Below are 22,289 nucleotides of genomic sequence, written 5' to 3'. Positions count from 1 at the left end.
CCCCACCCGCAGGCCGCAGGACGTGGGCGCCGACCCCGACGGGGGGTCGGAGGCGGTAGGTTGTCGTGAGACGCGTGAGGCACGGGAGGGCATCGGTGGACCGGACGCCGGGAAGGCGCGGGCAAAGCGCGACAGGGAGCCAGGAAAGCAAAGAGGGCTCTGTCGCCGTACCCCAGCAGACGTCGCCGGAGGGGCATCTCCTCCCGCCGGGCTACAAACTGCTCCGGCAGGCCGGCACCGGCCGCCACAGCACCGTATTGCTGTGCGCCGAGGAGGCGACCGGCGCGGAAGTGGCGGTCAAGCTGCTCTCGCCCACGGTCGACGACGAGAGCACGCGGCTGGCCGCGCACTCCGAACTGCTGTCGGCCGGCGCGGCCGCCCGGCATCCGTGTTCGGTGACCGTGGAGGACGCCGGCTTCACCGCCGACCACCGCCCGTATCTGGTGGAGCAGTTCTGCCGCGGCGGGAACGCGCACGCGAAGCTGGCCAACTCGGGCCCGTTCCCGGTCGACGAGACGATCGTCATCGGCACCCGCCTGGCGCTGGCGCTGCACTCGGCGCACCGCCGCGGGGTCCTCCACCTGGACGTCCGCCCGGCGAACATCCTCTTCGACGAGAACGGCGACGCGCTGCTCGCCGACCACGGCCTCGCGCGGGTGCTGCAGCGCTCCGCGCCGCGACTGGGCGCGGTCTTCGACCCGATGTACGTGCCGCGCGAGCTGTTCGGCTGGGAGAAGCCGGGCCCGGCGGCGGATGTGTACAGCCTCGGCGCGACGCTGTACGCGCTGCTGAACGGCGAGCCCGCGTACGCGGACGCCGGCCGTACCTCCTGGTCGGCGCTGTACGCGGAGGTGCTGCGCGGTGAACTGCCGTACCCGGCGCACCGCCACGACATACCGGATCCGCTCCTCACCCTCGTCCGCAGGATGATGTCGGCGAACCCGGAGGGGCGCCCTCCGCTGACGGAGGTGCACCGCACCCTGCGGGCGCTGCTGTCCCCGTCGTCCGCGACGAAGGTGCCCTCGCTGGAGCCGGAACCGGCGATGGAGTCGCCGCTGCCGGGCTGGGACCCGGCGGACGATCTGACGCCGGAGGAGCAGGCGGCCGTCGAGCAGGCGGGCGAGCGGGCGCAGGACGAGGCCAAGCGGCAGTCGCGCAAGCGGCTCATCGCGGCGGCCACCGCGCTGGTGGTGTTCGCGGCGGCGGCGACCACGGTCACGCTCGTCATGCGCGGCAACGGCTCGAAGCCCAAGCCGAAGCCGTCACCGACCGCGTCCACGGGCCCGGGGCCGACGTCGAGCGCCGCCCCCGAGCAGGTGCCGGCGTCCGAACTGGCCGGGCTGATGCCGCAGGACGTGCAGGCGGTGAAGTCCAACGGGAATGTGCAGATCACGTGGAAGATGCCGACCAAGGCGTCTTCGGTCGCCGGTTATGTCGTACGGGCCGTGGTCCCGGGCGGCGGCGAGCCGCTGCAGAAGACCCCGAACGGCAATGAGCCCGCAGTGGTGTTCACGGCCGGCTCAGTGACGGCCGACACGTGCTACACCGTCAACTCGGTGATCTCGGTGAACGGGAAGATCCAGTTCGCGCCGTCCAAGGAGCTGTGCAAGACCACCGGTTGACCCGTCGGCCGGCGTGCACCTTCCAGTAGCCGCGTTACTTGATCTTCTTCAGGTCGCCGCTGGGACGGCCGGCCGCGGAGTCGTTGGTGGTGTACGTCACCGTCGCGGCGTCCTTGAGGGTCAGCCGTTCCGCCGTGGCGCCCTTGGAGCAGCCGCTGGTCGCGCCCGGGTCACCGGCCGTCGAGTCGAAGACCAGCACATCGGTGGTCGCGGTCACCAGCTTCCATGTGCCGCCGCAGTTGAGCACGCCCAGCAGATTCACATTGCTCTCGCCGACGTTCTCGCCGACCCGGCCCGCCTTGATGATGACCGTCAGGAGGCCGTTGGGGACGCCGTTCGTGGAGACGGTGTTGCCCTGCCAGGTGCCGATGAAGGCCGCCGGAACGGCGCCGGTCGGCCGGCCGGTCGGGCTCACCGTCGCACTCCCGGTCGGGCTCACGGTCGCTTTGCCGGCCGTCGTGCCGTCCGGCTTGTCGTGCGGCTGCAGCACCACCACGAGCGTCGCGGCGACGGCGGCGATCAGCACGACCACGCCGGCCAGCAGCCGGCGGCGCCCGCGCCGTACGGGAGGCTCCGGCACGGATTCCGGCGCGGACCCCGGCGCGGACCCGGGCCCCGACTCCGGTACGGCGTCGTGCGGCCCGGCGGATCGTTCCGCCCCGGCTGACGCCAGCGGCGCGGGCGGTGGACCGAACAGGCCACGGGCCTTCCCGGAGAGCGCTCCCGCGGCCGTCGCCACGTATCCGGAGGCGGAACCGGTCGCGGAACCGGAGCCCGGCGCGGAATAGGACGCGGAACCCGTCGGCAACGCCGGCAACGGTCCCGCCTCCAGGTCCAGCAGCTCGACCACCCGGCGGCCGAGCTGCGCCATCAGCGGCGTCGAGAGCCAGCCCTGGCGGACGAGCGCGGCGGCGCCGTCGGGCGCGAGCCGGGCCGCGAGCCGGGCGGGAGTGGGGCGGACGGCCGGGGCCTTGGCGAGGCAGGACTCGACCACATCGCGCAACTCCTCCGGCAGGCCGTCGAGTTCCGGCTCCTCGTGCGCGACCTTGTAGAGCAGCGAGGCGGCGCTGTCGCCGCTGAACGGGCCGTGTCCGGTCGCCGCGAAGGCGAGCACCGCGCCGAGCGCGAAGACGTCGGAGGCTGCGCCGAGCGGGCGGGCGAGCACCTGCTCGGGCGACATGTAGCCGGGCGAGCCGACGACCACGCCACTGCCGGTGACGGACGCGCCGGAGGCGTCCATGGCGCGGGCGACACCGAAGTCGATCAGTACCGGCCCGTCGAGCGACAGCATGACGTTGGACGGTTTGATGTCACGGTGCAGGAGGCCGAGGCGGTGCACGGCGTCGAGCGCCTCGGCGAGCCCGGCGCCCAGCGTCCGTACGCTGCTCGCCGGCAGCGGCCCGAACTCGCTGACGGCGTCGGCGAGTGTGGGTCCCGCGATGTATCCGGTGGCGATCCAGGGGACCGGCGATTCGGTGTCCGCATCGAGCACGGGCGCGCTCCAGGCGGCGCCCACCAGCCGGGCCGCGTCGACCTCGCGGCGGAACCGGGTGCGGAACTCGGTGTCCTCGGCCAATTCTGAGCGCACCACTTTGACCGCGACCGTGCGCCCGCCGGGGCTGCGGCCGAGGAAGACCCGGCCCATCCCGCCGGCCCCGAGCCGTCCGAGCAGACGGTACGGGCCGATCGACGACGGATCTGTCGTAGTCAACGGCTGCATCTGCGCCTCCTCTGAGCGGAGTGTGCCCCCGGGCCCCGCCCGCGACGCACGACCGCACGTGCGCGCCGACCGCGCACCCGTAACAACCCTTGAGGTAGCGCACGATGCGCCGCAGCGGTGGTCCGCTGCGGCGCATCCGTTACTGCCAGTGCGCGTACGGTGCGTGCGGCACGTACCACGCGGTATCGCGGCTCCGGATCAGTGACCGAGACCCTTGGCGAGCTCTTCGTCCGCGGACTGGAACGCGTGGGCGGCGCTCTCAAGGAACTTGCCCATGCCCTCAAGACCCTCGATCGTCTTGGTGGCACCCGTGTTGAACTCGGTGTACGACTGGTCGAACTGCTTCGAGGAGCGGTCCGTCACATAGCCGCCGTTCACCAGACCCTGAACGAACTTGTGCAGGGCGTTGAGCTTCTCGGTGATCTCGTGCTGGCCGGTCTTGAGCTTGGTGGCCGCGTCACGCATGTCCTGGTATGTAACGTTCACATTAGACATTCAGGAATACCTCTCCATTGGCCGTGCCGCAGGGCCGACCCCCGTGGCCTGTGGGTTGCAGATTCATGTGACGGTCTGCAGACGCCTCAGCTTACGGGGGAGGACGATGCGGGTGCAGCCCCCGGTTCCCTGAAGCGGAACGTCGAGGTCACAGCGTCGAATACATCGAAGAACGAGTCCGCGAGATCGACGATGGGACTGCTGCCGGCGACCAGCGCGACCCGGTCCCCGCCACCCGGCAGCGGGATGAAGGTCTGCATCAGCACGCTGCGCACCGTTCTGGTGTCGCCGGGTATCTCGATGTCCTCAACGCCGTACGTCCGAGCGGCGGTCCCGGTCTCCGGGATCTCCACCGCGGTCACCTTCCGCCACGGGTCGCCCTCGCGCCGGGCCGGCTTCTCCCGCAGCCCCGCCACGATCGACGCGGGATCCGTGGCCAGCAGCTGGCCGTCGGCCGTCCGCGCCCCGACCAGCGACACGGTGACGGACGCGGTCAGCGGTATCCCGCCGAAGTTCTGCGCCATGCAGCCGACGTACACCGCCCCGCTGTCGTACGCCTCACGGGCCGCCCTGCGCAGGAACTTGGCCAGGACATCGCGGTGCTCGCCGATCGCCGGGTTCTCCTGGACGCGCTGGGCCATCAGCCGGCGGATGCTCTCGTCACGGCTGGCCGGGTGCAGGTCGAACTCCCACCACGTCATCGGCACGGTGATCGAGAAACCCTCCCGCTCGACCGGCATCACCCGCACTGTCGTACTCACTACTTGCCGCCCTCGCCCTTCGCCGCCTTCGCCAGGTCGTCGGCGAGTTGTTTGTCAGCCTTCCGGATCTCGCGCACCGCGGTGTTGGCCATCTTGGCCAGCCCCTCCAGGTGCCCGTCGATCTCCTTCCGGCCGTCCTTCCAGTTGTGCTCGAAGCTGTTCAGCGCGTCGGCGACCTTCCCGGAGCCGAGTTTCGCCTCGTACGACTCGAAGAGCTTCCGGGTGCCGTTCATCGTGGTGCGTACGCCATCGAGGTTGGAGGCGAAATCCTCCAAACCGCCAAGATCCACCTTCAACCGGTCAGGATTGCCCATTCTTCCCCCGTCGGTCCTCCAGCCGCTCGCGCGCCCGGTCTCTGCGTCAAGTCCCCGGCAATTGTCTCACTCTTGACCCGCTCATGGTCAGGGACACCGGATGCCCCGGACCCGGTTCCGGCCAGTGCCGCCGGTGCGATGTCGGATGTCTGTTGCATGATGGTCAACAGCAAATACCAGTGATGCTCAGTGGTGCAGGGGGACGGCAGTGGAACTCCAGCTCAGCGTGATCGACCCGGTCCGAGACGACCGTGCGGACATGCTGGTCGATGCCGACCCCGCAGCGCCCGTCGGGGCGCTCGCGGCGGAGATCGGCCGGATGCTCGGACGGCCGGACGACGGCCAGGGTCCGCCCAGCCTGCACATCAACGGATTCCAGATCGACCCCGAACTGAGTCTGGACGCCTCGCCCGTGCGCGACGGCGCGGTGGTCAGCGTCGCCGCGCCCGACGCCTGCCCGGCGCCCGACGCCCAGGGCACCGTGGAAGTCCGGATCGTGGGCGGTCCCGATGCGGGCGGCGTGCACCGGCTCGGCCCCGGCGTCGCCGTCGTCGGCAGCGGACCGGAAGCCTGGATCCGGCTGAACGACCCGGCGCTGCCGCACTCCGCGGTCGAGGTGGATGTCGCGGTCGACGGGACGGTGACCGTTCACCCGTCCTTCGGCAGCTCCGCCACCATCGACGGGAATCCGCTCACCGACGCGAGCCCCTGGCGGCCGCGCAGTGTCGTCGCCGCAGGACAGACCCTGCTGGAACTGAGCCTGCCGAGCTTCCCCGACACCGCCCTCAAGCCGTCGGAGGACGGCACCGGTCTCGACTACAACCGGCCGCCGCGCATCACCCCGCCGCCCCGGCCGACCAAGTTCCAGCTGCCGAGCAAGCCCAAGCAGTCCGAGAACCGGCCCATGCCCTGGCTGATGGCGGTCGTGCCGCTGTTCGGCGCGGTCGTGATGGCGATGATGATGCACCAGCCGCGCTTCCTCTTCATGGCGGTCCTCAGCCCGGTCGCCATGGTCGGCAACTACATGAACGACAAGAAGAACGGCAAGAAGTCGTTCCGCCAGACCAACGCCGACTACGAGACGCACAGGGAATCCATCGAGCGGCAGGCCCGCAAGGCCATGGCCGCCGACACCGCCGCCCGCCGCACCCAGGCACCGGATCCGGCCGAGGTGCTGGTCGCCGCGACCGGGCCCAGCCAGCGGCTGTGGGAGCGGCGGCGTTCCGACCCCGATTACGGGATGCTGCGCGTCGGCACCGGGACCCTCCCCACCGAGGTCGAGGTCTCCGACCCCGCCCAGGAGGAGCACAAGCGCAACGAGGCCCGGAAGCTGTCCGACGTTCCGGTGGCCGTCCCCATGCAGCAGCACGGCGTGCTGGGTGTCGCGGGGCGCGGTGAACTGCCGCGCGCCATCGGCCGCTGGCTGGTGGCGCAGGCCGCCGCCCTGCACTCCCCCGCCGATCTGCAGATCTGCGTCCTCACCGACCCCAGCGGCCGCGAGGGCTGGGAGTGGGTGCGCTGGCTGCCGCACGCCGGGGCCCGCGAGGGCCAGTCCGCGCTGGCGCTGATCGGCACCGACGCCGACAGCGTCGCCCGCCGGATCAGCGAGCTGCTCGCCCAGGTCACCTCCCGCCAGGACGCGGCGCGCGAGGCCGGCTCGCAGCCCAACCAGGCCTGGGGCGGCTCCACGATCCTCGTCGTCCTCGACGGCTCCCGGCGGCTGCGCGCGCTGCCCGGCCTCACCCAGGTGCTGCGCGACGGACCGCGCGTCGGCATCCACCTCATCTGCCTCGACGCCGACCGCCGGCTGCTCCCCGAGGAGTGCCGCGCGCTCGTCGAGGAGGACTATTACGGGCTGCTGCAGGTCTCGATGGCCGGCGTCGAGCCGGTCTCCGGCGTGCGGCCCGACTGCGTGACCGCCGCGTGGGGCGAGCAGCTGGCCCGCGCGATGGCGCCGATCCGGGACGTCAGCGGCGATGAGGGTTCGGCCCTGCCGGACTCCTGCCGGCTGCTCGACGTGATCGAGCTGGAGCCGCCCACCGTCGGCGGGATCGCCGCCCGCTGGAGCATGGGCGGCCGCTCCACCCAGGCCGTGGTCGGCTCGTCCTTCGACGGCGCGTTCGCCATCGACCTGGTCCGCGACGGGCCGCACGGCCTGGTCGCGGGCACGACCGGCTCCGGCAAGTCCGAGCTGCTGCAGACCATCGTGGCGTCTCTCGCGGTCGCCAACCGGCCGGACGCGATGACGTTCGTCCTCGTCGACTACAAGGGCGGCGCGGCCTTCAAGGACTGTGTGAAGCTGCCGCACACCGTCGGCATGGTCACCGACCTCGACACCCACCTGGTGGAGCGCGCGCTGGAGTCGCTCGGCGCAGAGCTGCGGCGCCGCGAGCACACCCTGGCGGCCGCGGGCGCCAAGGACCTCGAGGACTACATCATCGCGATGCGCACCAACCCCGGGCTCGCGGCGATGCCCCGGCTGCTCATCGTCATCGACGAGTTCGCGTCCATGGCCCGTGAACTGCCCGACTTCGTCACGGGGCTGGTGAACATCGCCCAGCGAGGACGGTCGCTCGGCATCCACCTCATCCTCGCCACCCAGCGCCCCTCCGGCGTCGTCTCCCCCGAGATCCGCGCCAACACCAACCTCCGCATCGCCCTGCGCGTCACCGACGCCAGCGAATCGTCCGACGTCATCGACGCCCCGGACGCCGGATACATCGCCAAGTCCACGCCCGGCCGGGCGTATGTGCGGCTCGGCGCGTCCTCGCTCCTGCCGTTCCAGTCGGGACGCGTCGGCGGGCGGCGGCCGGGTCAGCTCGCCACCAAGGCCCCCGCGCCGTGGACCGTGCAGATCGGCTGGGACGGCCTCGGCCGCCCGGTCCCCGAGCGCCCGGCGGGACCCCGCACCAATGACGACGACCTGCTGACCGACCTCGCCGTCCTCGTCGAGGCCATCCAGGGCGCCAACGAGCAGCTGGGGCTGCCACCGCAGCACAGCCCGTGGCTGCCCGCGCTCACCGAGCGCATGGTGATCGACGAGCTGGACGCACCCACCACCGTCTCCCGCGACGGGCTGCTGCCCGCCCCGTACGCGGTCGACGACCTGCCGAGCGAGCAGGCGCGGCGCACCGCCACCATCGATCTGACCACCTTCGGGCATCTGATGATCGCGGGCGCACCGCGCATGGGCCGCTCCCAGACGCTCCGCACCATCGCAGGCTCGCTGGCCCGCTCCAACTCCTGCGCCGATGTGCATCTGTACGCGCTGGACTGCGGTAATGGCGCGCTCCTCGCGCTGTCCGCGCTGCCGCACTGCGGCGCCGTGGTCCGCTCCAACGAGGCGGACCGCGCGGTCCGGCTGATCGGCAAGCTCGCCACCGAGGTGCAGCGCCGGATGGCGCTGCTCGGCGAGGGCGGCTTCACCGACATCAACGAGCAGCGCACGGGCGTCGCCGCAGCGGACCGGCTGCCGCACATCGTGCTGCTGCTGGACCGCTGGGAGGGCTTCACCCCCTCACTCGGCGACCTGAACAACGGCTCCCTGACGGACACGATCTTCCAGCTGATGCGCGAGGGCGCGTCCGTCGGCATTCACGTGATCATGACGGGTGACCGCTCGCTGCTGCTCGGCCGGATCTCCACTCTCACCGAGAACAAGATCGCACTGCAGCTCAGCGACTCGGGCGACCTGTCGCTGATCGGCCTCAACCCGCGCAAGATCCCGGCGAAGATCCCGCCGGGCCGGGCGTTCCGCGCCCAGGGCGCCACCGAGACCCATGTGGCGCTGCTCACCGAGGACCCCAGCGGCCAGGCCCAGTCCGCGGCCCTGCACGCCATCGGCGCGGCCGCCAAGGAACGGGACACCGCCGTACCGCGCTCCCGCCGGCCCTTCCGCGTCGATGTGCTGCCCTCGCGGATCGGGTTCGAGGAGGCGTGGGAGATGCGCGACCCCCAGGAGGTGCAGGCCATGCGCGGCGGCGGCCGGCTGTGGTCCATGGCGGCCATCGGCGGCGACCAGCTGACGGTGCTCGGCCCGAACCTCGCCGAGGGCACCCCCGCCTTCGTCATCGCCGGTCCCGCCCGCTCCGGACGCAGCACCGCGCTGCTCACCATGACCCGGTCGTTCCTCACCGCCGGCACCCAGATCATCCTGGCCACCCCGCGCCGCCAGTCGCCGCTGCGCCGCCTCAAGCACGCCCCGGGCGTCGTCGGCTTCTTCGGCACCGACGAGATCACCACCGCGGAGCTCGAGGACGCCCTGTCCCGCTTCAGCGGCCCGGGCGTGATCATCGTGGACGACGCCGAGCTGCTCCGTAACTGCGAGGCGGGGGACGTCTTCCAGTCCGTGGTGCGCAATGCGACCGGCAAGGACATCGGCCTCGTCATCGCGGGCGACGCCGACGACATCTGCGGCGGGTTCAACGGCTGGCAGGTCGAGATGAAGAAGGCCCGCCGCGGCCTTCTCCTGTCCCCGCAGAACATGTCCGACGGCGACCTTGTCGGCGTCCGGCTCCAGCGCGGCTCCATCGGCCAGGCCATCCAGCCCGGCCGCGGCCTGCTGCACCTGGGAGACGGCGAGGTGCGCACCGTCCAGGTGCCGCTGACCGCCCTGTAGGGGCCGCCCTGCCGGGGGCGCCGTCAGAGGAGTTCGACGCGCGCCTCCTTGGGGAAGCCGACGCGGCGCGCGAACTCGGCGATACCGGCGAGCTGCTCGGCGCCGAGCGAGAAGTCGAGCGTGGTGAAGTACTTGCGGAGCAGCTCGGCGTCGAAGGACTCCCAGCGGGCGGCCTGCTCGGCGACCTTCTCGACCTCCTCCAGGGAGAGGTCGCGGGAGGCGAGAAATGCCCGGTGCACCTCGCGGACGGCCTCGGGCTCGCGGGCGAGGTAGTCACGGCGCACGGCCCAGATGGCGAAGACGAACGGCAGGCCCGTCCAGTCCTTCCACATCTGGCCCAGGTCGTGCACCTGCAGGCCGAGCCGGGGCGCGTCGTGCAGGGACGCCCGCAGGGCCGCGTCGCCGATGAGAACGGCGGCCTGGGCCTCCTGCATCATCAGGGCGAGGTCCGGCGGGCAGCTGTAGTAGTCGGGGCTCACCCCGTACCGCTCGGTGAGCAGCAGCTCGGCGAGCCGCACGGAGGTCCGGCTGGTGGAACCGAGGGCCACCCGCTGTCCGTCGAGCTGGTCGAGCGGCAGCTGGCTCACGATGACGCAGGACATGACGGGCCCGTCACAGCCCACCGCGATGTCGGGGAGCGCCACCAGCTCGTCGGCGTGCCGCAGGTATTCCATGAGCGTGACGGGGGCCACATCCAGTTCCCCGCGGACCAGCTGGGCGCTGAGCTTCTCGGGGGTGTCCTTGGTGAGCTCCAGGTCGAGGAGAGCCCCTGTTCTGGCAAGCCCCCAGTACAGGGGCACACAGTTCAGGAACTGGATGTGGCCGACCCTCGGACGGGTCCGGCCGCTTTCGGCATGAGGTGCAGATTTGTCCACATCAGGAGGCTAGTCCTGGTCCCCGCGGATCTTGCGGGCGGGCGGCGGAACCGCCCCTGCAGGGGCCTCAAAAGGCCGATCTTGAGACCCTTCCCCACCCCTGAACCTGCGTGCTACTCTCCTCGCAAGTTGCAGTTTGGTTTCCCTTGCAGTACAGAGCCTGCGGAGCATGTGACCCCGTAGGCTTTTGTAGTTTTCAGACTTCGCAGTTGCAGGTTCTGGAGCAGGGCAACCCTTTGGGCCCAAGGAGGGCTTTATGGCTACCGGAACCGTGAAGTGGTTCAACGCTGAAAAGGGCTTCGGCTTTATCGCCCAGGACGGCGGGGGCCCCGACGTCTTCGTTCACTACTCAGCGATCAACGCTGCTGGGTTCCGCTCCCTCGAGGAGAACCAGCAGGTGAATTTCGACGTCACTCAGGGCCCGAAGGGTCCTCAGGCGGAGAACGTCACCCCGGTCTGATCACCGGTCTGATCGCCGAAACGTAACGCCAAGGAGCCCCGCACCAGTGGTGCGGGGCTCCTGCCTTTCCCGGAGCCGCTCCGGGTGCGGCGTGCGGGCGCTACTCCGGGCGCTCCGCGAGCTCCGCGTAGAGCGCGTCGATCCGGTCGCGGTACCGCTCGGCGACGACCGAGCGGCGGATCTTGAGGGTCGGGGTGAGCTCGCCGGCCTCCACCGACAGGTCCTCGTCGAGGATCAGGAACGCGCGGATCCGCGCCGGCCGGGCGACCTGCTCGTTGGCCGCGTCGACGGCTTCCTGCACCAGCTCCCGCACCGCCGCGTGCCGGGTCGGCCGGGCGCCCAGCACCTTGCGCTCGCGCGATGCCCAGCCGATGATCTCGTCCGGGTCGAGGGTGAGCACCGCGACGGGGTACGGCCTGTGGTCGCCGATCATCACCGCGCGGGACACATAGCGGGACTGCTGGATGGCGAACTCGATCGGCGTCGGGGTGAGGTTCTTGCCGGCGGAGGTGATGACGATGTCCTTCTTGCGGCCGGTGATCGTGAGATAGCCGTCGGCGTCGAGCGCGCCGAGGTCCCCGGTGTGCAGCCAGCCGTCGGCGTCCAGCGTCTCCGCCGTCGCCGGCTCGTTGCCGTGGTAGCCGGGGAAAACGTTCGCGCCCCTGGCCAGCACCTCTCCGTCGTCCGCGATCCGCACCTCACAGCCGTCGATGGGCCGGCCGACCGTGCCGTAGCGGTTGTCGTTGGCCCGGTTGACGGCGATGACGCCACCGGACTCCGTCATGCCGTACCCCTCCAGGACGGCGAGCCCGCAGGCGCGCATGAAGTCCATGGTCTGCGGGGCTATCGGCGCGGCTCCGGTGGTCGCCCAGCGCAGCCTGCCGCCGAAGGCGGCGCGGACCAGGCCGAAGAGGGCAGCGTCCGCGGCCTCGTAGGCCTCGCGCAGCTCCGGCGGCAGCTCCTCGCCCCGGTCGCGCAGCTCGGCCGCCCGCAGGCCGAGGGCGATGGCCGCCTCGAAACGCTCCCGGCCGCCCTCCTGCGACTCCGCGAGCGACAGCACTTGGGCGTGCACCTTCTCGAACAGCCGCGGTACGGACGGCAGATGGGTGGGCCGGACCTCCGCGAGTTCGGCGACGATGTTCTCGATCCGGCCGCCGAAGTAACACAGGGCCGCGCCGACCAGCAGGGTCGTGAACTGGATGAGCTGGGCGAGGAGATGGGCGAGCGGCAGATAGAGATAGGTGGTGTCGCCGGGGCCGCCCTCGATGTTCGGCACGGTCGCGTCCTGGACGGCGCCGAAGTTGCCATGGGTGAGCCGGCACCCCTTCGGCATGCCGGTGGTGCCCGAGGTGTAAACGATGGAGGCCAGATCCTCCGGCTTGCGCGCCTCGGCGCGGGCGAGGAGTTCGCCGAGCGCGGCGGCGTCCGGCGGCGGGGAGGCGTCGGCCAGTCCGTCGAGCGCGTTGAGGAGCAGCACATGCCGGAGGTCCGGCAGTTCGCCCGCCAGCGCTTCGACCCTGGCCTGCTGGCGGGCGTCCTCGCAGATGATCACCGTCGCCGCGGAGTCGCCGAGCACCCAGGCGACCTCCTCGGCACCTGCCGTCGGATAGACGGGCACGACAACGGCGCCCGCCGCGAGGGCGGCGAGGTGTGCGTAGGTCCACTCGGGCCGGGTCTCGGACAGGATCGCCACCCGGTCGCCGGGCTCGACACCGAGTGCGATGAGCCCGCACCCGACACGGCGGACGGTCTCGCGCAGCTCGGAATACGTGATCTCGCGCCATCCGCCGTCGGCGCGGAAGCGCAGTGCGGGCTCGTCGCCGTACCGTTCCGCGAGCCATTCCGCCGTCAGCGCCGGCGTCCCCGGCCGATCGGTCTGCGGTGCCATGTCGCCCATCGCGCGCCTCCCTTGGTCGTGTAGCAATGACGCTATGAAGCACCGGGCCCCACGAAGATGACACGAACCGTCACGCGGGTTGACCCTCCTGCTCAGCGGGGGCACCGTTGAGTGTCATGGGCACGCATACGATCACGGTGCACCGGGTCCGCGCGGCGCTGCGCGGTGCTCAGCGGCTCGGAATCGACACCGCCCCGCTGCTCCAGCGGGCCCAGATCGCGCCCCTGCTGCTCGGCGACGACCAAGCCCGGGTGACGGACGCCCAGTTCACCAGTCTCATCAAGGAACTGCACCGGGCCACGAACGACGAGTTCCTCGGCCTCGGCCCCGCGCCCAGCCGCCGGGGCACCTTCGCCATGATGTGCTGCACCGCGCTGGGCGGCCGCGACCTGGGAGCCGCGCTGGACCGGGCGGTGCGCTTCTACCGGCTGTTCCCCAGCGGTCCGGCCCTCGCCGTCGGCACATCGGACGGCACCGCCACCTTCACCGTCTGCGGCGAGCTTGCCGACGATCCGGACCACTTCCTCGCCGAGTGCCTGCTCGTCATCTGGCACCGGCTCTCCAGCTGGCTCGTCGGCAGCCGCATCCCGCTCCTGCGCGCCGACTTCGCCTATCCGCCGCCGCCCAACAAGGGCGAGTACGACCTGCTCTTCGGCTGCCCGGTCCGCTTCGGCGCGGAGCGCACCGGCGCCGCCTTCGACGCTCACTGGCTCAGCGCCCCGCTCATCCAGAACGAGTCGACACTCGGCGACCTGCTGCGCCGGGCCCCTGCCGACCTCCTCAGCCGGCGCGACTACGGCACAACGGTCACCGAACAGATCCGCCGCACCCTGGCCCGCTCCCTGACCACCCGCACCCGGTTGCCTGAGGCCCCCGAGATCGCGGCCCGGCTCGCGGTCAGCCCCGCGACGCTCCGGCGGCGGCTGACGGCCGAAGGCACGTCCTTCCAGCGGCTCAAGGACTCGGTGCGCAAGGACGCGGCCATCGCCGGGCTCCGCGAGGGGCACGAACCGATCGCCCAACTCGCGGCGCGGCTCGGCTTCTCCGAGGACACCGCCTTCCACCGGGCGTTCCGCCGCTGGACGGGGACGACACCGGGCGCGTACCGCAGTGCGGCCCTCGGGGTGAATGCCTCCCTCGGAGTGAATGCGGTTCCGGGTCAGCAAAACTGAGCGGCGTGGTCAACGCCGGGGCTACCCGCGAGTCACTACGGTCCCTGTACCCCGCACCTTCCATCGTGTTGTTGGGAGAGCCGCAGTGCAGAGCACCGTACGACGTATCCGGCACACCATTCCGGCGGCCCTTGCCGCCCTGGCGCTGACCACCGCGCTGACGGCGGCCGCCGCGCCCTCGACAGCGACGCCGGCCCCATCCGCCGCCATGCCCGGCGACATGCCCGGCGACATGCCCGGCGACATCGTCAGCGCCCAGCCGACCCGCTTCATGCCCAACCCCCTCGTCCTCACCTCCACCAAGGCCTGGAAGATCCTCTACCGCTCCACCACCGCCACCGGCGCGCCCACCACCGTCTCCGGCACCGTGCTGGTCCCCAACGACGGCCGGACCGGGCAGCGCCCCCTCGTCACGTACGCCGTCGGCACCGTCGGCCTCGCGGACAGCTGCGCGCCCTCCCGCGGCTTCGCCACCGGGACCACCGCGGAAGGCAGCCTCATCTGGCAGGCGCTGCTGCGTGGCTGGGCCGTCGCCGTCACGGACTACGAGGGGCTCGGTACCCCCGGCACCCACACCTACACCGTCGGCCGCGCCGAGGGGCAGGCCGTCCTCGACGCCGCCCGCGCCGCCGAACGGCTGCCCGGAACGGGCCTGAACGCCGACTCTCCCGTCGGCATCATGGGTTACTCCCAGGGCGGCCAGGCCTCCAGCTGGGCCGCTGAGCTCCACGACTCCTACGCCCCCGACCTGAACGTCAAGGGCACCGCCACCGGCGGCGTCCCCGCCGATCTGCTCAAGGTCGCCGACTTCAACAACGGCGGCGTCGGCGCGGGCCTGATCCTCGCCGCCGCCGTCGGCCACGACGCCGCGTACCCGGAACTCGACCTCGCCAAGTACCTCAACGACCGAGGCCGTTCAACGGTCAACACCGTCAAGACCCAGTGCATCGCCATAGACGCCCTCGCCGGTCTCTTCCAGCGCATCGACCAGGTCACGGTCAGCAACCCGCTCTACCATCCCGACTGGCAGCGCCTGCTGCGCGCCGACACCCTGGGCACCCACGCGCCCGACGCCCCGGTCTTCCTCTACCACGGCAGCCTCGACGAGCTGATCCCGTATGCCGTGGGCCAGCAGCTGCGCACCGACTGGTGCGCGAAGGGCACCGACGTCCAGTGGCAGTCCCTGCCACTCGCCCACATCACCGGAGCCATCGCGGGATCCCCCCTGGCCATGACCTGGCTCAGCGCCCGCTTCGCCAACCACCCCACCACTCCCAACTGCTGAACAACTGCCCTCAATCGCCGGGCGGGCTGAATAGGCTGAACCCAGCCAAAATCAGCCCGCCCGGCGTTTGAGGGCGCCCGCCGCGGGCGCAGCGGGCCGATCGGCTACGGATTGCCGCCGCTTCGAACTCCGCGGCTCCGACCGGTGCACCTCACGGGCGAGATGGTTCCCAGCGCCGCCCGTTCATGAGGTTGTCCAACCCGGCCCAGGCGAAGTTCATCAACGTCGCCGCGGTGTCCTTGCCCGACTGGCCGGGCTGCGCGCGGCCCCATCCCGCCAGCGACTCCGCCGCACCCACCAGCGCGTGCGCCAGCGCCGCGACCTCCCGCTCGGCCAGCTCGCCCTCGCAGTCCACCTCCCGGGCGGCCGCCGCGATCAGCTCCCGTACGAACTCCACGATCTCCGCTCGCATCAGCGCGACCTCGTTCGCGAACGGCTCCCCGTGGGTGCGCGCCTGCTGATAGAGCACGGTCCATCCGTCGGGCCGCTCCGTCGTATGTGTGAAGAACGCCCGTAGCCCGCACCACAGTTGACGGTCCGGCGCCGCCCCCGGCTCCACTCCGGCCCGCACCGCCTCAGTGAGCGCCGCCGCCTCCCGGCGGATGCACGCGGTGAACAGCTCTTCCTTCGAGTTCAGATACAGATAGACGAGCGGTTTTGACACCCCTGCCGACTCGGCGATCTCATCCATCGATGCCGCCCGGTACCCCCGCCGCGCGAACGTCGCCACCGCCGCGTCGAGCATCTGCTGCTCACGCACCTCCCGCGGCACCCGCTTGGTCCTCCCGCTCACCCCGTGCCACCCCTCCCGTAGCGCTACCCGTAAGTAAGCGTACGGGCGGGTCGCTGCACAACCGTGCGAACCGGACCCCGTGGCCGGACCCCGTGGCCGGACCACGACGGGACCCGCAACCGGGCCTCGAACACCGCCTGGACAACGCCCGGACAACGCCCGGACAACGCCCGGACAACCAATCGCAGCCCGCGATTCTGGACAGCACAGTCCCGGCAGGCCGACAATCCCCACATGACGTCTCCCGAGTTCCGCACGCAGGGCACCCGGCCCTCAGAGGCCGAGCGGGACCGGGCACTCGAGGTGCTGCGCGCCGGGACCGGTGACGGCCGGATCTCCCACGACACCTTCATGCACCGCATGCATGTCGTGCTCACCGCCCCCAGCCGCTTCGAGGTCGATCAGGCGCTGGCCGACCTCCCCAGCCGCGGCCGCGCCCCCCAGCTGCTACTGCGTACCGTCGCGAGGATCTCAGCGCTGTCCGTACGGCTGCGCGGCAGTTGGCGTACCCCGCAACTCCCCGGCCTGCGGCTCCCCGAGCCGGGACCGCAGCCACTGCGCATCGGCCGCGCGCCCATGTCCGATCTCCGCCTCGGCGACGACTCCGTCTCCCGCCACCACGCCGAGCTCCGCTACCAGGACGACGCCTGGCTCCTCTCCGATCTCGGCTCCCTCAACGGCACCCAGGTGAACGGCCTGCGCATCACGGGAACCGTCCGCGTCCAGCCCGGCGACCACGTCGCCTTCGGCCGCCTCAGCTTCCGCCTGGCCTCCGGCTGACGCGCGCAGCAGGTGCTACGCGGTGCGCGTGGCGTCGTCCGCCGCGTCCTCCGCGCTCTTGTTCTTGGCGAAGTTCTCCCGGCTGCGCTGGACACGCTCGGAGACCTGGGCGGACGCGGCGTCGCGGACACCGCGCAGCAGCACGAAGCTCAGCGGCGCGGAGATGACGAGCGCGAGCAGCGCGACCCACAGGAGGTTGGAGCCACCGAGACCGGCCGGCAGGATCCGCAGGGAGACCAGACCCCAGATGACCGCGAAGCAGCCGACGAAGAGGCCAAAACGCATGGCAGTGTAACGGAACATGCTTCCAGTGAAGCACGGCCGGTCGATGATCAGTGCAGGGGGAGCCACATAGCGATGTCATCGCGGAAGTCGTCGGCAGCGACGCGGATCGCGTCGGGTACCCGGCCGACTTCCTTGAAGCCGCAGGTCGCGTAGAAGCCGTCCACGCCGGTGCCGCCGCGCACACCGAGCCGGATCGCGTCGAACCCCAGGTCGCGGGCGAATTCGACGGCCTCGTTCATCATCCGCCGACCGCGTCCGCCGCCCTGCAGGACCGGGTCGACCATGACGGTGACGAGGGTGCACCAGTGCCGCATCAGCCGGTGGGTGTTGAGCTTGAGGAAGACCGTGCCGACCGCCCGGCCGTCCTCGTACGCGACGAGCAGCCGCTGGGACCCCGCGCCGACCGCGTCGAACTGTCCGTCGGCGACCGGGCGTACGTCCTCGGCCGTGACGGGAGGGACGAAGCCGACCGCGCCGCCGGCGTTGGAGGCGTCGGTCCAGATCCGGAGGATCTCCTCGCGAAGGCCGGTGGAGAGCTCGGGGTCATGTGCGAAGGTAAGGGTCATAGGTCGAGGGTAACCATTACCCCGCCGATCCGGCAACGGTATTCGGCAGAATCGCGAAGGCCCCGGCACGTACCCACACGGTGCCGGGGCCTTCGATCTAAGCGGTGGAGCGGGGTCGGACGACGGGGTCAGAGGCGCATCGGCTGCGGGGACTCGCGCCGGTCGGCGTTCGGTCCCGGGTACTCGCGGATGATCTCGTAGCGCGTGTTGCGCTCGACCGGCCGGAATCCGGCGTCACGGATCAGGTCGAGGATGTCGTCGCGGGTCAGCTTGTTCGGCGTCCCGTAGTCGTCCGCGTCATGGGTGATCTTGTACTCGACGACCGAGCCGTCCATGTCGTCCGCACCGTGGTTGAGCGCCAGCTGCGCGGTGGCCAGACCGTGCATCACCCAGAAGACCTTCACATGCGGCACGTTGTCGAAGAGCAGCCGCGAGACGGCGAAGGTCTTGAGCGCGTCGGCGCCGCTGGCCATGGTGGTGCGGGCCTGCAGCGTGTTGCGGACCTTGCCGTCCTTCATGTCCACGAAGTCGTGCTGGTACCGCAGCGGGATGAAGACCTGGAAACCGCCGGTCTCGTCCTGCAGCTCACGCAGCCGCAGCACGTGGTCCACGCGGTGCTTCGGCTCCTCGATGTGCCCGTAGAGCATCGTCGAGGGGGTCTTGAGCCCCTTGGAGTGCGCGAGGCGGTGGATCCGGGACCAGTCCTCCCAGTGGGTGCGGTGGTCCACGATGTGCTGCCGGACCTCCCAGTCGAAGATCTCGGCGCCGCCGCCGGTCAGCGACTCCAGGCCCGCGTCGATCAGCTCGTCCAGGATGTCGGAGGCCGACAGGCCGGAGATCGTCTCGAAGTGGTGGATCTCGGTCGCCGTGAACGCCTTCAGCGAGACGTCCGGCAGCGCCTCCTTGAGGGCCTTCAGCGAGCGCGGGTAGTAGCGCCACGGCAGCGTCGGGTGCAGACCGTTGACGATGTGCAGCTCGGTGAGGTTCTCGCCCTCCATCGTCTTCGCGAGACGGACGGCCTCCTCGATGCGCATCGTGTACGCGTCCTTCTCGCCCGGCTTGCGCTGGAACGAGCAGTAGGCGCACGAAGCGGTGCACACATTGGTCATATTGAGGTGGCGGTTGACGTTGAAGTGAACAACATCGCCGTTCTTCTTCATCCGTACGTGGTGCGCGAGACCACCCAGCCACGCGAGGTCGTCGGACTCGTAGAGGGCGATTCCGTCCTCACGGGTCAGCCGCTCACCCGCGTAGACCTTCTCCTCCAGCTCACGCTTGAGTCCAGCGTCCATGCTGCCGCCTCCTACTTTGCCGATTCGACCCGATCGAGCGTATCCCTAGACCTCTTCGGGCAACGATCCGACCCGGTTCTCCCACTTCGTGGAGAGAACGATGGTGGTGCGGGTGCGGGCCACGCCCTTGGTGCCGGACAGCCGCCGGATCGTGCGCTCCAGGCCGTCCACGTCGCCGACCCGGACCTTGAGCATGTACGAGTCGTCTCCGGCGATGAACCAGCAGTCCTCGATCTCGTCGAGGTCACGCAGCCGGTGCGCCACGTCCTCATGGTCGGCGGCGTCGCTGAGCTGCAGTCCCACCAGGGCGGTCACCCCCAGGCCGAGCGCCACGGGTGCGACGGTGGCCCGGTAGCCGGTGATCACCCCGGCCTGTTCCAGCCGGTTGATCCGGTCCGTGACGCTGGGCCCGGAGAGCCCCACCAGCCGGCCCAGCTCCGCGTACGAGGCCCGACCGTTCTCGCGCAGCGCCTGGATGAGCTGCCTGTCCACCGCGTCCATATGCCTGGACCCTCCCGTTCATGCATCGATTGCGCTGTGCGAACAAGAATCTAAGGCATCCGCGACCCCCCGGCCTGCGCATCACCTGTGAATCCGTGGCGAACCGGCTCGGATTCCGCAGCGGATCAGCCGAGAACCAAACGCGGACCGGTCGCCGGTCAGTCGGTTCCGGCCGCGCCCAGTTCGCCTTCCCACCTGCGGTACAGCTTGTGCGGCACGCCCGCCGCATCCAGCACGCGTCCGGCCACGAAGTCCACCAGGTCCTGGATGTGCCGGGCGCCCGCGTAGAAGGCGGGTGACGCGGGCAGCACGACCGCGCCCGCATCGTCGAGCGCCACCAGGTGCTTGAGGGTCTGGCCGCTCAGCGGCGTCTCCCGGACCGCGACCACCAGGGGCCGGCGTTCCTTGAGGGTGACGCTCGCCGCCCGCTGCAGCAGATCCTTCGACAAGCCGAGCGCGACCCCCGCCACACAGGCGGTACTGGCCGGCACGATGAGCATCCCCTTGACCGGGTACGAACCGGAGGACGGACCGGCCGCGAGATCACCGGCCGGCCAGAACCGCACATCCGCCAGGCTGGTCAGCTCCGACGCGAAGTATTCGTCCGACCCGTCGGCGCCGCGCGCCAGCCAGGTCCGCAGGTCCGCGCGCCAGTGCGCGTCCCGGAACGCGTGTCCCGTCTCGTCGAGGAGCGTCAGCCGCGCGGCCCGGCTGACCACCAGGTCCACCGCCTCGCCCGCCCGCAGCAACCCTCGGAGCACGGCGGCGGCGTACGGCGTCCCGGATGCTCCGGAGACCCCGACGACCCAGGGCTTGCGCATGCTCTCGTCCACCCTCCGAGCCTATCCGGCCATCCTGGGCGGCCGGCGCCCGGAGACGGTTGGTCACGGGAACCACCCCGGATGTCGGTGGCGTTGTCTACCGTAGGGGCACATGGATCTGAGGGGGGCCTCGGTGAGCTACGAACCGATCGCGGACCGTTCCGCGCACGCGAGTGTGGGGCTGGCGCCGCTGCGCAGCGGCGCCAGGGTCACGGCCGCCGCCGCGCTGATGCTGACGTGGGTGGGGTTGCTGTGGCTGCTCGAAGCCATCGATGTGGCGACGAACCGCTCGCTCGACACCTTCGGCATCGTGCCGCGCGAGCCCGGCGAGCTGCGCGACATCATCCCCGCCGCGTTCATACACTTCGGCTTCGCCCATGTCGCGGCCAACAGTCTGCCGCTGCTCGTCCTGGGGTTCCTCGCCGCGCTGCGCGGCATCCGCCGCTTCCTCAGCGTCGCGTTCGTCATCATCCTGGCCAGTGGCCTCGGTGTCTGGCTGGTCGCCCCCGCCCACACCAACACGGCGGGCGCGTCCGGGGTCGTCTTCGGTCTCTTCGGCTATCTGCTGGTGCGCGGCTTCGTCGACCGGCGGCTGCTCGACATAGCCGTCGGCCTCGGCGTCGCGGTGCTCTACGGCTCGATCCTGTGGGGCGTACTCCCCAGCGCCCAGGGCGTCTCCTGGCAGGGCCACCTCTTCGGGCTCCTCGGCGGCGTGGCCTCGGCGTTCTTCTTCCGCGCGCGCACCGCCGACGGGCTCATACGCTGACGGGCCCATGCGCCGGCAGTCCCCTGCGCCGGCGGCCGAATAGTGCATTCGGCCGGATCAGTACCCACAGCTAACCTTTAGCCCTCACTCAGAGCTGAGGCCACCGGCCGAAGGCCGCTTGTTCTATGGGAGTCACCTCATCACCACCGCACGCAAGGGGCTGGCCGCCATCGGCTGCGCCGCCCTCATAGCCAGCGCCTCCGCCGCCTGTGGCACCGTCGAGCAGGCCGGCACGGGGGCGAAGGTCAAGAACGCCGTGGACAAGCTCGGCGAGCAGAAGGCGGTCACCACGACCGTCGCCTTCGACGCCACCGCGGACCAGATCTGGAACGCGATGAAGGGCGAGAAGAACTTCACCAAGGACGACGCGAAGATGCTCGCGGGCCTCCACGCGACCTTCGGGCTGAGCTCCGACAAGCCGCTCAAGGACGCCGCGGATTCCCCCGCCGGCAAGGACGGCAAGGGCGCCAAGGACAGCGCGTCCTCCTTCGCCTTCCAGCTGTCGTCGGACGCCGCCGGGAAGCAGAACCTGGTCGAGGTCCGGTCCATCGGCAAGAAGCTCTACATCCGGGCCGACGTCAAAGCGCTCTCGGCGCTGGGCAGCAAAGCCAAGGGCAACCGCGCGGAGCTCGACCGGTTCCTCGCCACGGCGGACAAACTGCCGTCCTCGCTCGGCGTCGTGAAGGACGCACTGCAGGGCAAGTGGATCTCGGTCGACCCGCAGGCGTTCACCGACTTCGCCAAGACGCTCGGCGGGCCCAAGGGCCTGGGCAAGTCGCCGCTTCCGGCGATCCCGGACTCGTCGTCCTTCGACGCCAAGACCCAGCGGCAGCTGACCGACGCCGTCAAGAACGCGGTCGCGCACAACGCGAAGTTCACCGACGCGGGCAGCAAGGACGGCGTGGACCACGTCACGATGACCGTGCCCGCGGGTCAGGTGGCCAAGGAGCTCGCCAAGGGCCTCGCCCCGCTGGAGAAGCAGATCCCGAACTTCAAGGCATCCGGCCTCAACGACACCCCGGCGAGGAACCTCACCGTGGACCTGTCGATCAAGGACGGCATGCTGTCCGGCATCAGCCTGGACGCAGCCCAGCTCGCGAAGAAGCCGGCCGGCAAGCTTCCGCTGGTCATCGGCCTCAAAGGCGGCAGCGACCCGGTCGCGGCCCCCGACGGCGCGAAGGCGCTCAACCCGCAGGACATCATGGGCCTGTTCATGTTCGTTGCCATGAACAACCGCGGCGCATAAGCACGCAACGGGTGACTCTT

Annotated in this window: 20 protein-coding genes; 8 read left to right on the top strand and 12 right to left on the bottom strand. The window is 70.8% G+C overall.

What is annotated here, in order from left to right:
• Positions 1 to 95 precede the first annotated feature (95 nt).
• Entirely contained in the window at positions 96 to 1,622 is a 1,527-nt protein-coding gene (locus tag QMK24_RS10630) for a serine/threonine-protein kinase (RefSeq protein WP_283465184.1), read from the top strand.
• 34 nt (positions 1,623 to 1,656) lie between these two features.
• Here QMK24_RS10630 and QMK24_RS10625 read toward each other — a convergent pair whose 3' ends face one another.
• The 4 genes from QMK24_RS10625 to QMK24_RS10610 form a co-directional block, all read right to left on the bottom strand.
• On the bottom strand, positions 1,657 to 3,342 hold the full coding sequence (locus QMK24_RS10625) for a serine/threonine-protein kinase (protein ID WP_283465182.1): 1,686 nt from the start codon (positions 3,340 to 3,342) through the stop codon (positions 1,657 to 1,659).
• A 198-nt stretch (positions 3,343 to 3,540) separates the two neighbouring features.
• Positions 3,541 to 3,837 (bottom strand): WXG100 family type VII secretion target, encoded by a 297-nt coding sequence (locus QMK24_RS10620; RefSeq protein WP_283465179.1) that lies wholly within the window; start codon positions 3,835 to 3,837, stop codon positions 3,541 to 3,543.
• Positions 3,838 to 3,923: 86 nt separating this feature from the next.
• Positions 3,924 to 4,598 carry a hypothetical protein gene (locus tag QMK24_RS10615; protein WP_502962490.1) on the bottom strand — a complete coding sequence of 225 codons (675 nt, stop codon included), beginning with the start codon at positions 4,596 to 4,598 and terminating at the stop codon, positions 3,924 to 3,926.
• The gene (locus QMK24_RS10610) at positions 4,598 to 4,873 is read right to left on the bottom strand and encodes a hypothetical protein (RefSeq protein WP_283465178.1); all 276 of its coding nucleotides are present in this window, start codon (positions 4,871 to 4,873) and stop codon (positions 4,598 to 4,600) included. Before QMK24_RS10610 ends, QMK24_RS10615 begins: the two co-directional genes overlap by 1 nt.
• A gap of 247 nt (positions 4,874 to 5,120) precedes the next feature.
• Between QMK24_RS10610 and QMK24_RS10605 the strand changes: the two genes are divergently transcribed.
• The gene (locus QMK24_RS10605) at positions 5,121 to 9,530 is read left to right on the top strand and encodes a type VII secretion EssC family protein (RefSeq protein WP_283465177.1); all 4,410 of its coding nucleotides are present in this window, start codon (positions 5,121 to 5,123) and stop codon (positions 9,528 to 9,530) included.
• A 23-nt stretch (positions 9,531 to 9,553) separates the two neighbouring features.
• On the opposite strand, the gene QMK24_RS10600 is transcribed toward QMK24_RS10605, so the two are convergent.
• Entirely contained in the window at positions 9,554 to 10,405 is an 852-nt protein-coding gene (locus QMK24_RS10600) for a menaquinone biosynthetic enzyme MqnA/MqnD family protein (protein WP_283465176.1), read from the bottom strand.
• Between the two features lie 256 nt (positions 10,406 to 10,661).
• On the opposite strand from QMK24_RS10600, the gene QMK24_RS10595 reads away from it, so the two are divergent.
• The gene (locus QMK24_RS10595) at positions 10,662 to 10,865 is read left to right on the top strand and encodes a cold-shock protein (RefSeq protein WP_014144190.1); all 204 of its coding nucleotides are present in this window, start codon (positions 10,662 to 10,664) and stop codon (positions 10,863 to 10,865) included.
• A gap of 100 nt (positions 10,866 to 10,965) precedes the next feature.
• Here the strand turns inward: QMK24_RS10595 and QMK24_RS10590 are convergent, their stop codons facing one another.
• A complete protein-coding gene (locus QMK24_RS10590; protein ID WP_283465175.1) occupies positions 10,966 to 12,762 on the bottom strand; it encodes an AMP-dependent synthetase/ligase in 1,797 nt (598 codons plus the stop codon).
• A gap of 116 nt (positions 12,763 to 12,878) precedes the next feature.
• Between QMK24_RS10590 and QMK24_RS10585 the strand changes: the two genes are divergently transcribed.
• Positions 12,879 to 13,934, top strand: a complete 1,056-nt coding sequence (locus QMK24_RS10585; RefSeq protein ID WP_283465174.1) for an AraC family transcriptional regulator — start codon at positions 12,879 to 12,881, stop codon at positions 13,932 to 13,934.
• 85 nt (positions 13,935 to 14,019) lie between these two features.
• Positions 14,020 to 15,219 (top strand): lipase family protein, encoded by a 1,200-nt coding sequence (locus tag QMK24_RS10580; protein WP_283465172.1) that lies wholly within the window; start codon positions 14,020 to 14,022, stop codon positions 15,217 to 15,219.
• 151 nt (positions 15,220 to 15,370) lie between these two features.
• Here the strand turns inward: QMK24_RS10580 and QMK24_RS10575 are convergent, their stop codons facing one another.
• Positions 15,371 to 15,964, bottom strand: a complete 594-nt coding sequence (locus QMK24_RS10575) for a TetR/AcrR family transcriptional regulator (RefSeq protein WP_283465264.1) — start codon at positions 15,962 to 15,964, stop codon at positions 15,371 to 15,373.
• Positions 15,965 to 16,246: 282 nt separating this feature from the next.
• Here QMK24_RS10575 and QMK24_RS10570 point away from each other — a divergent pair, with 282 nt between their 5' ends.
• Positions 16,247 to 16,792, top strand: a complete 546-nt coding sequence (locus tag QMK24_RS10570; protein WP_283465171.1) for an FHA domain-containing protein — start codon at positions 16,247 to 16,249, stop codon at positions 16,790 to 16,792.
• Between the two features lie 15 nt (positions 16,793 to 16,807).
• Here the strand turns inward: QMK24_RS10570 and QMK24_RS10565 are convergent, their stop codons facing one another.
• The 5 genes from QMK24_RS10565 to QMK24_RS10545 form a co-directional block, all read right to left on the bottom strand.
• Entirely contained in the window at positions 16,808 to 17,095 is a 288-nt protein-coding gene (locus QMK24_RS10565; protein WP_283465169.1) for a DUF4229 domain-containing protein, read from the bottom strand.
• Positions 17,096 to 17,124: 29 nt separating this feature from the next.
• Positions 17,125 to 17,643, bottom strand: coding sequence for a GNAT family N-acetyltransferase (locus tag QMK24_RS10560; protein ID WP_283465168.1), 519 nt, complete (start codon positions 17,641 to 17,643; stop codon positions 17,125 to 17,127).
• A 128-nt stretch (positions 17,644 to 17,771) separates the two neighbouring features.
• Positions 17,772 to 18,935, bottom strand: a complete 1,164-nt coding sequence (mqnE, locus tag QMK24_RS10555) for an aminofutalosine synthase MqnE (protein ID WP_283465167.1) — start codon at positions 18,933 to 18,935, stop codon at positions 17,772 to 17,774.
• 45 nt (positions 18,936 to 18,980) lie between these two features.
• Positions 18,981 to 19,436: an Lrp/AsnC family transcriptional regulator gene (locus QMK24_RS10550; protein ID WP_138355159.1), complete on the bottom strand. Its 456-nt coding sequence runs from the start codon at positions 19,434 to 19,436 to the stop codon at positions 18,981 to 18,983.
• A gap of 158 nt (positions 19,437 to 19,594) precedes the next feature.
• Positions 19,595 to 20,257, bottom strand: a complete 663-nt coding sequence (locus QMK24_RS10545) for a UbiX family flavin prenyltransferase (protein ID WP_502962493.1) — start codon at positions 20,255 to 20,257, stop codon at positions 19,595 to 19,597.
• 229 nt (positions 20,258 to 20,486) lie between these two features.
• Here QMK24_RS10545 and QMK24_RS10540 point away from each other — a divergent pair, with 229 nt between their 5' ends.
• Positions 20,487 to 21,023 (top strand): rhomboid family intramembrane serine protease, encoded by a 537-nt coding sequence (locus QMK24_RS10540; RefSeq protein ID WP_283465262.1) that lies wholly within the window; start codon positions 20,487 to 20,489, stop codon positions 21,021 to 21,023.
• A 118-nt stretch (positions 21,024 to 21,141) separates the two neighbouring features.
• The gene (locus QMK24_RS10535) at positions 21,142 to 22,269 is read left to right on the top strand and encodes a hypothetical protein (protein WP_283465162.1); all 1,128 of its coding nucleotides are present in this window, start codon (positions 21,142 to 21,144) and stop codon (positions 22,267 to 22,269) included.
• Positions 22,270 to 22,289 lie beyond the last annotated feature (20 nt).

It is taken from the genome of Streptomyces sp. PH10-H1 (assembly GCF_030063355.1).
GTDB lineage: Bacteria > Actinomycetota > Actinomycetes > Streptomycetales > Streptomycetaceae > Actinacidiphila.
The sequence above is the reverse complement of the archived record's forward strand: the minus strand, read 5'-3'. Positions and strand labels throughout refer to the sequence as shown.

Bases quoted from the DNA above. Each gene is read 5' to 3' on its own strand.
- QMK24_RS10585 (WP_283465174.1), top strand. From the start codon at position 12,879: ATGGGCACGCATACGATCACGGTGCACCGGGTCCGCGCGGCGCTGCGC.
- QMK24_RS10620 (WP_283465179.1), bottom strand. From the start codon at position 3,837: ATGTCTAATGTGAACGTTACATACCAGGACATGCGTGACGCGGCCACC.
- QMK24_RS10570 (WP_283465171.1), top strand. From the start codon at position 16,247: ATGACGTCTCCCGAGTTCCGCACGCAGGGCACCCGGCCCTCAGAGGCC.
- QMK24_RS10550 (WP_138355159.1), bottom strand. From the start codon at position 19,436: ATGGACGCGGTGGACAGGCAGCTCATCCAGGCGCTGCGCGAGAACGGT.
- QMK24_RS10595 (WP_014144190.1), top strand. From the start codon at position 10,662: ATGGCTACCGGAACCGTGAAGTGGTTCAACGCTGAAAAGGGCTTCGGC.
- QMK24_RS10575 (WP_283465264.1), bottom strand. From the start codon at position 15,964: ATGCTCGACGCGGCGGTGGCGACGTTCGCGCGGCGGGGGTACCGGGCG.
- QMK24_RS10625 (WP_283465182.1), bottom strand. From the start codon at position 3,342: ATGCAGCCGTTGACTACGACAGATCCGTCGTCGATCGGCCCGTACCGT.
- QMK24_RS10590 (WP_283465175.1), bottom strand. From the start codon at position 12,762: ATGGGCGACATGGCACCGCAGACCGATCGGCCGGGGACGCCGGCGCTG.
- QMK24_RS10540 (WP_283465262.1), top strand. From the start codon at position 20,487: ATGCTGACGTGGGTGGGGTTGCTGTGGCTGCTCGAAGCCATCGATGTG.
- QMK24_RS10560 (WP_283465168.1), bottom strand. From the start codon at position 17,643: ATGACCCTTACCTTCGCACATGACCCCGAGCTCTCCACCGGCCTTCGC.
- QMK24_RS10565 (WP_283465169.1), bottom strand. From the start codon at position 17,095: ATGTTCCGTTACACTGCCATGCGTTTTGGCCTCTTCGTCGGCTGCTTC.
- mqnE (WP_283465167.1), bottom strand. From the start codon at position 18,935: ATGGACGCTGGACTCAAGCGTGAGCTGGAGGAGAAGGTCTACGCGGGT.
- QMK24_RS10545 (WP_502962493.1), bottom strand. From the start codon at position 20,257: ATGCGCAAGCCCTGGGTCGTCGGGGTCTCCGGAGCATCCGGGACGCCG.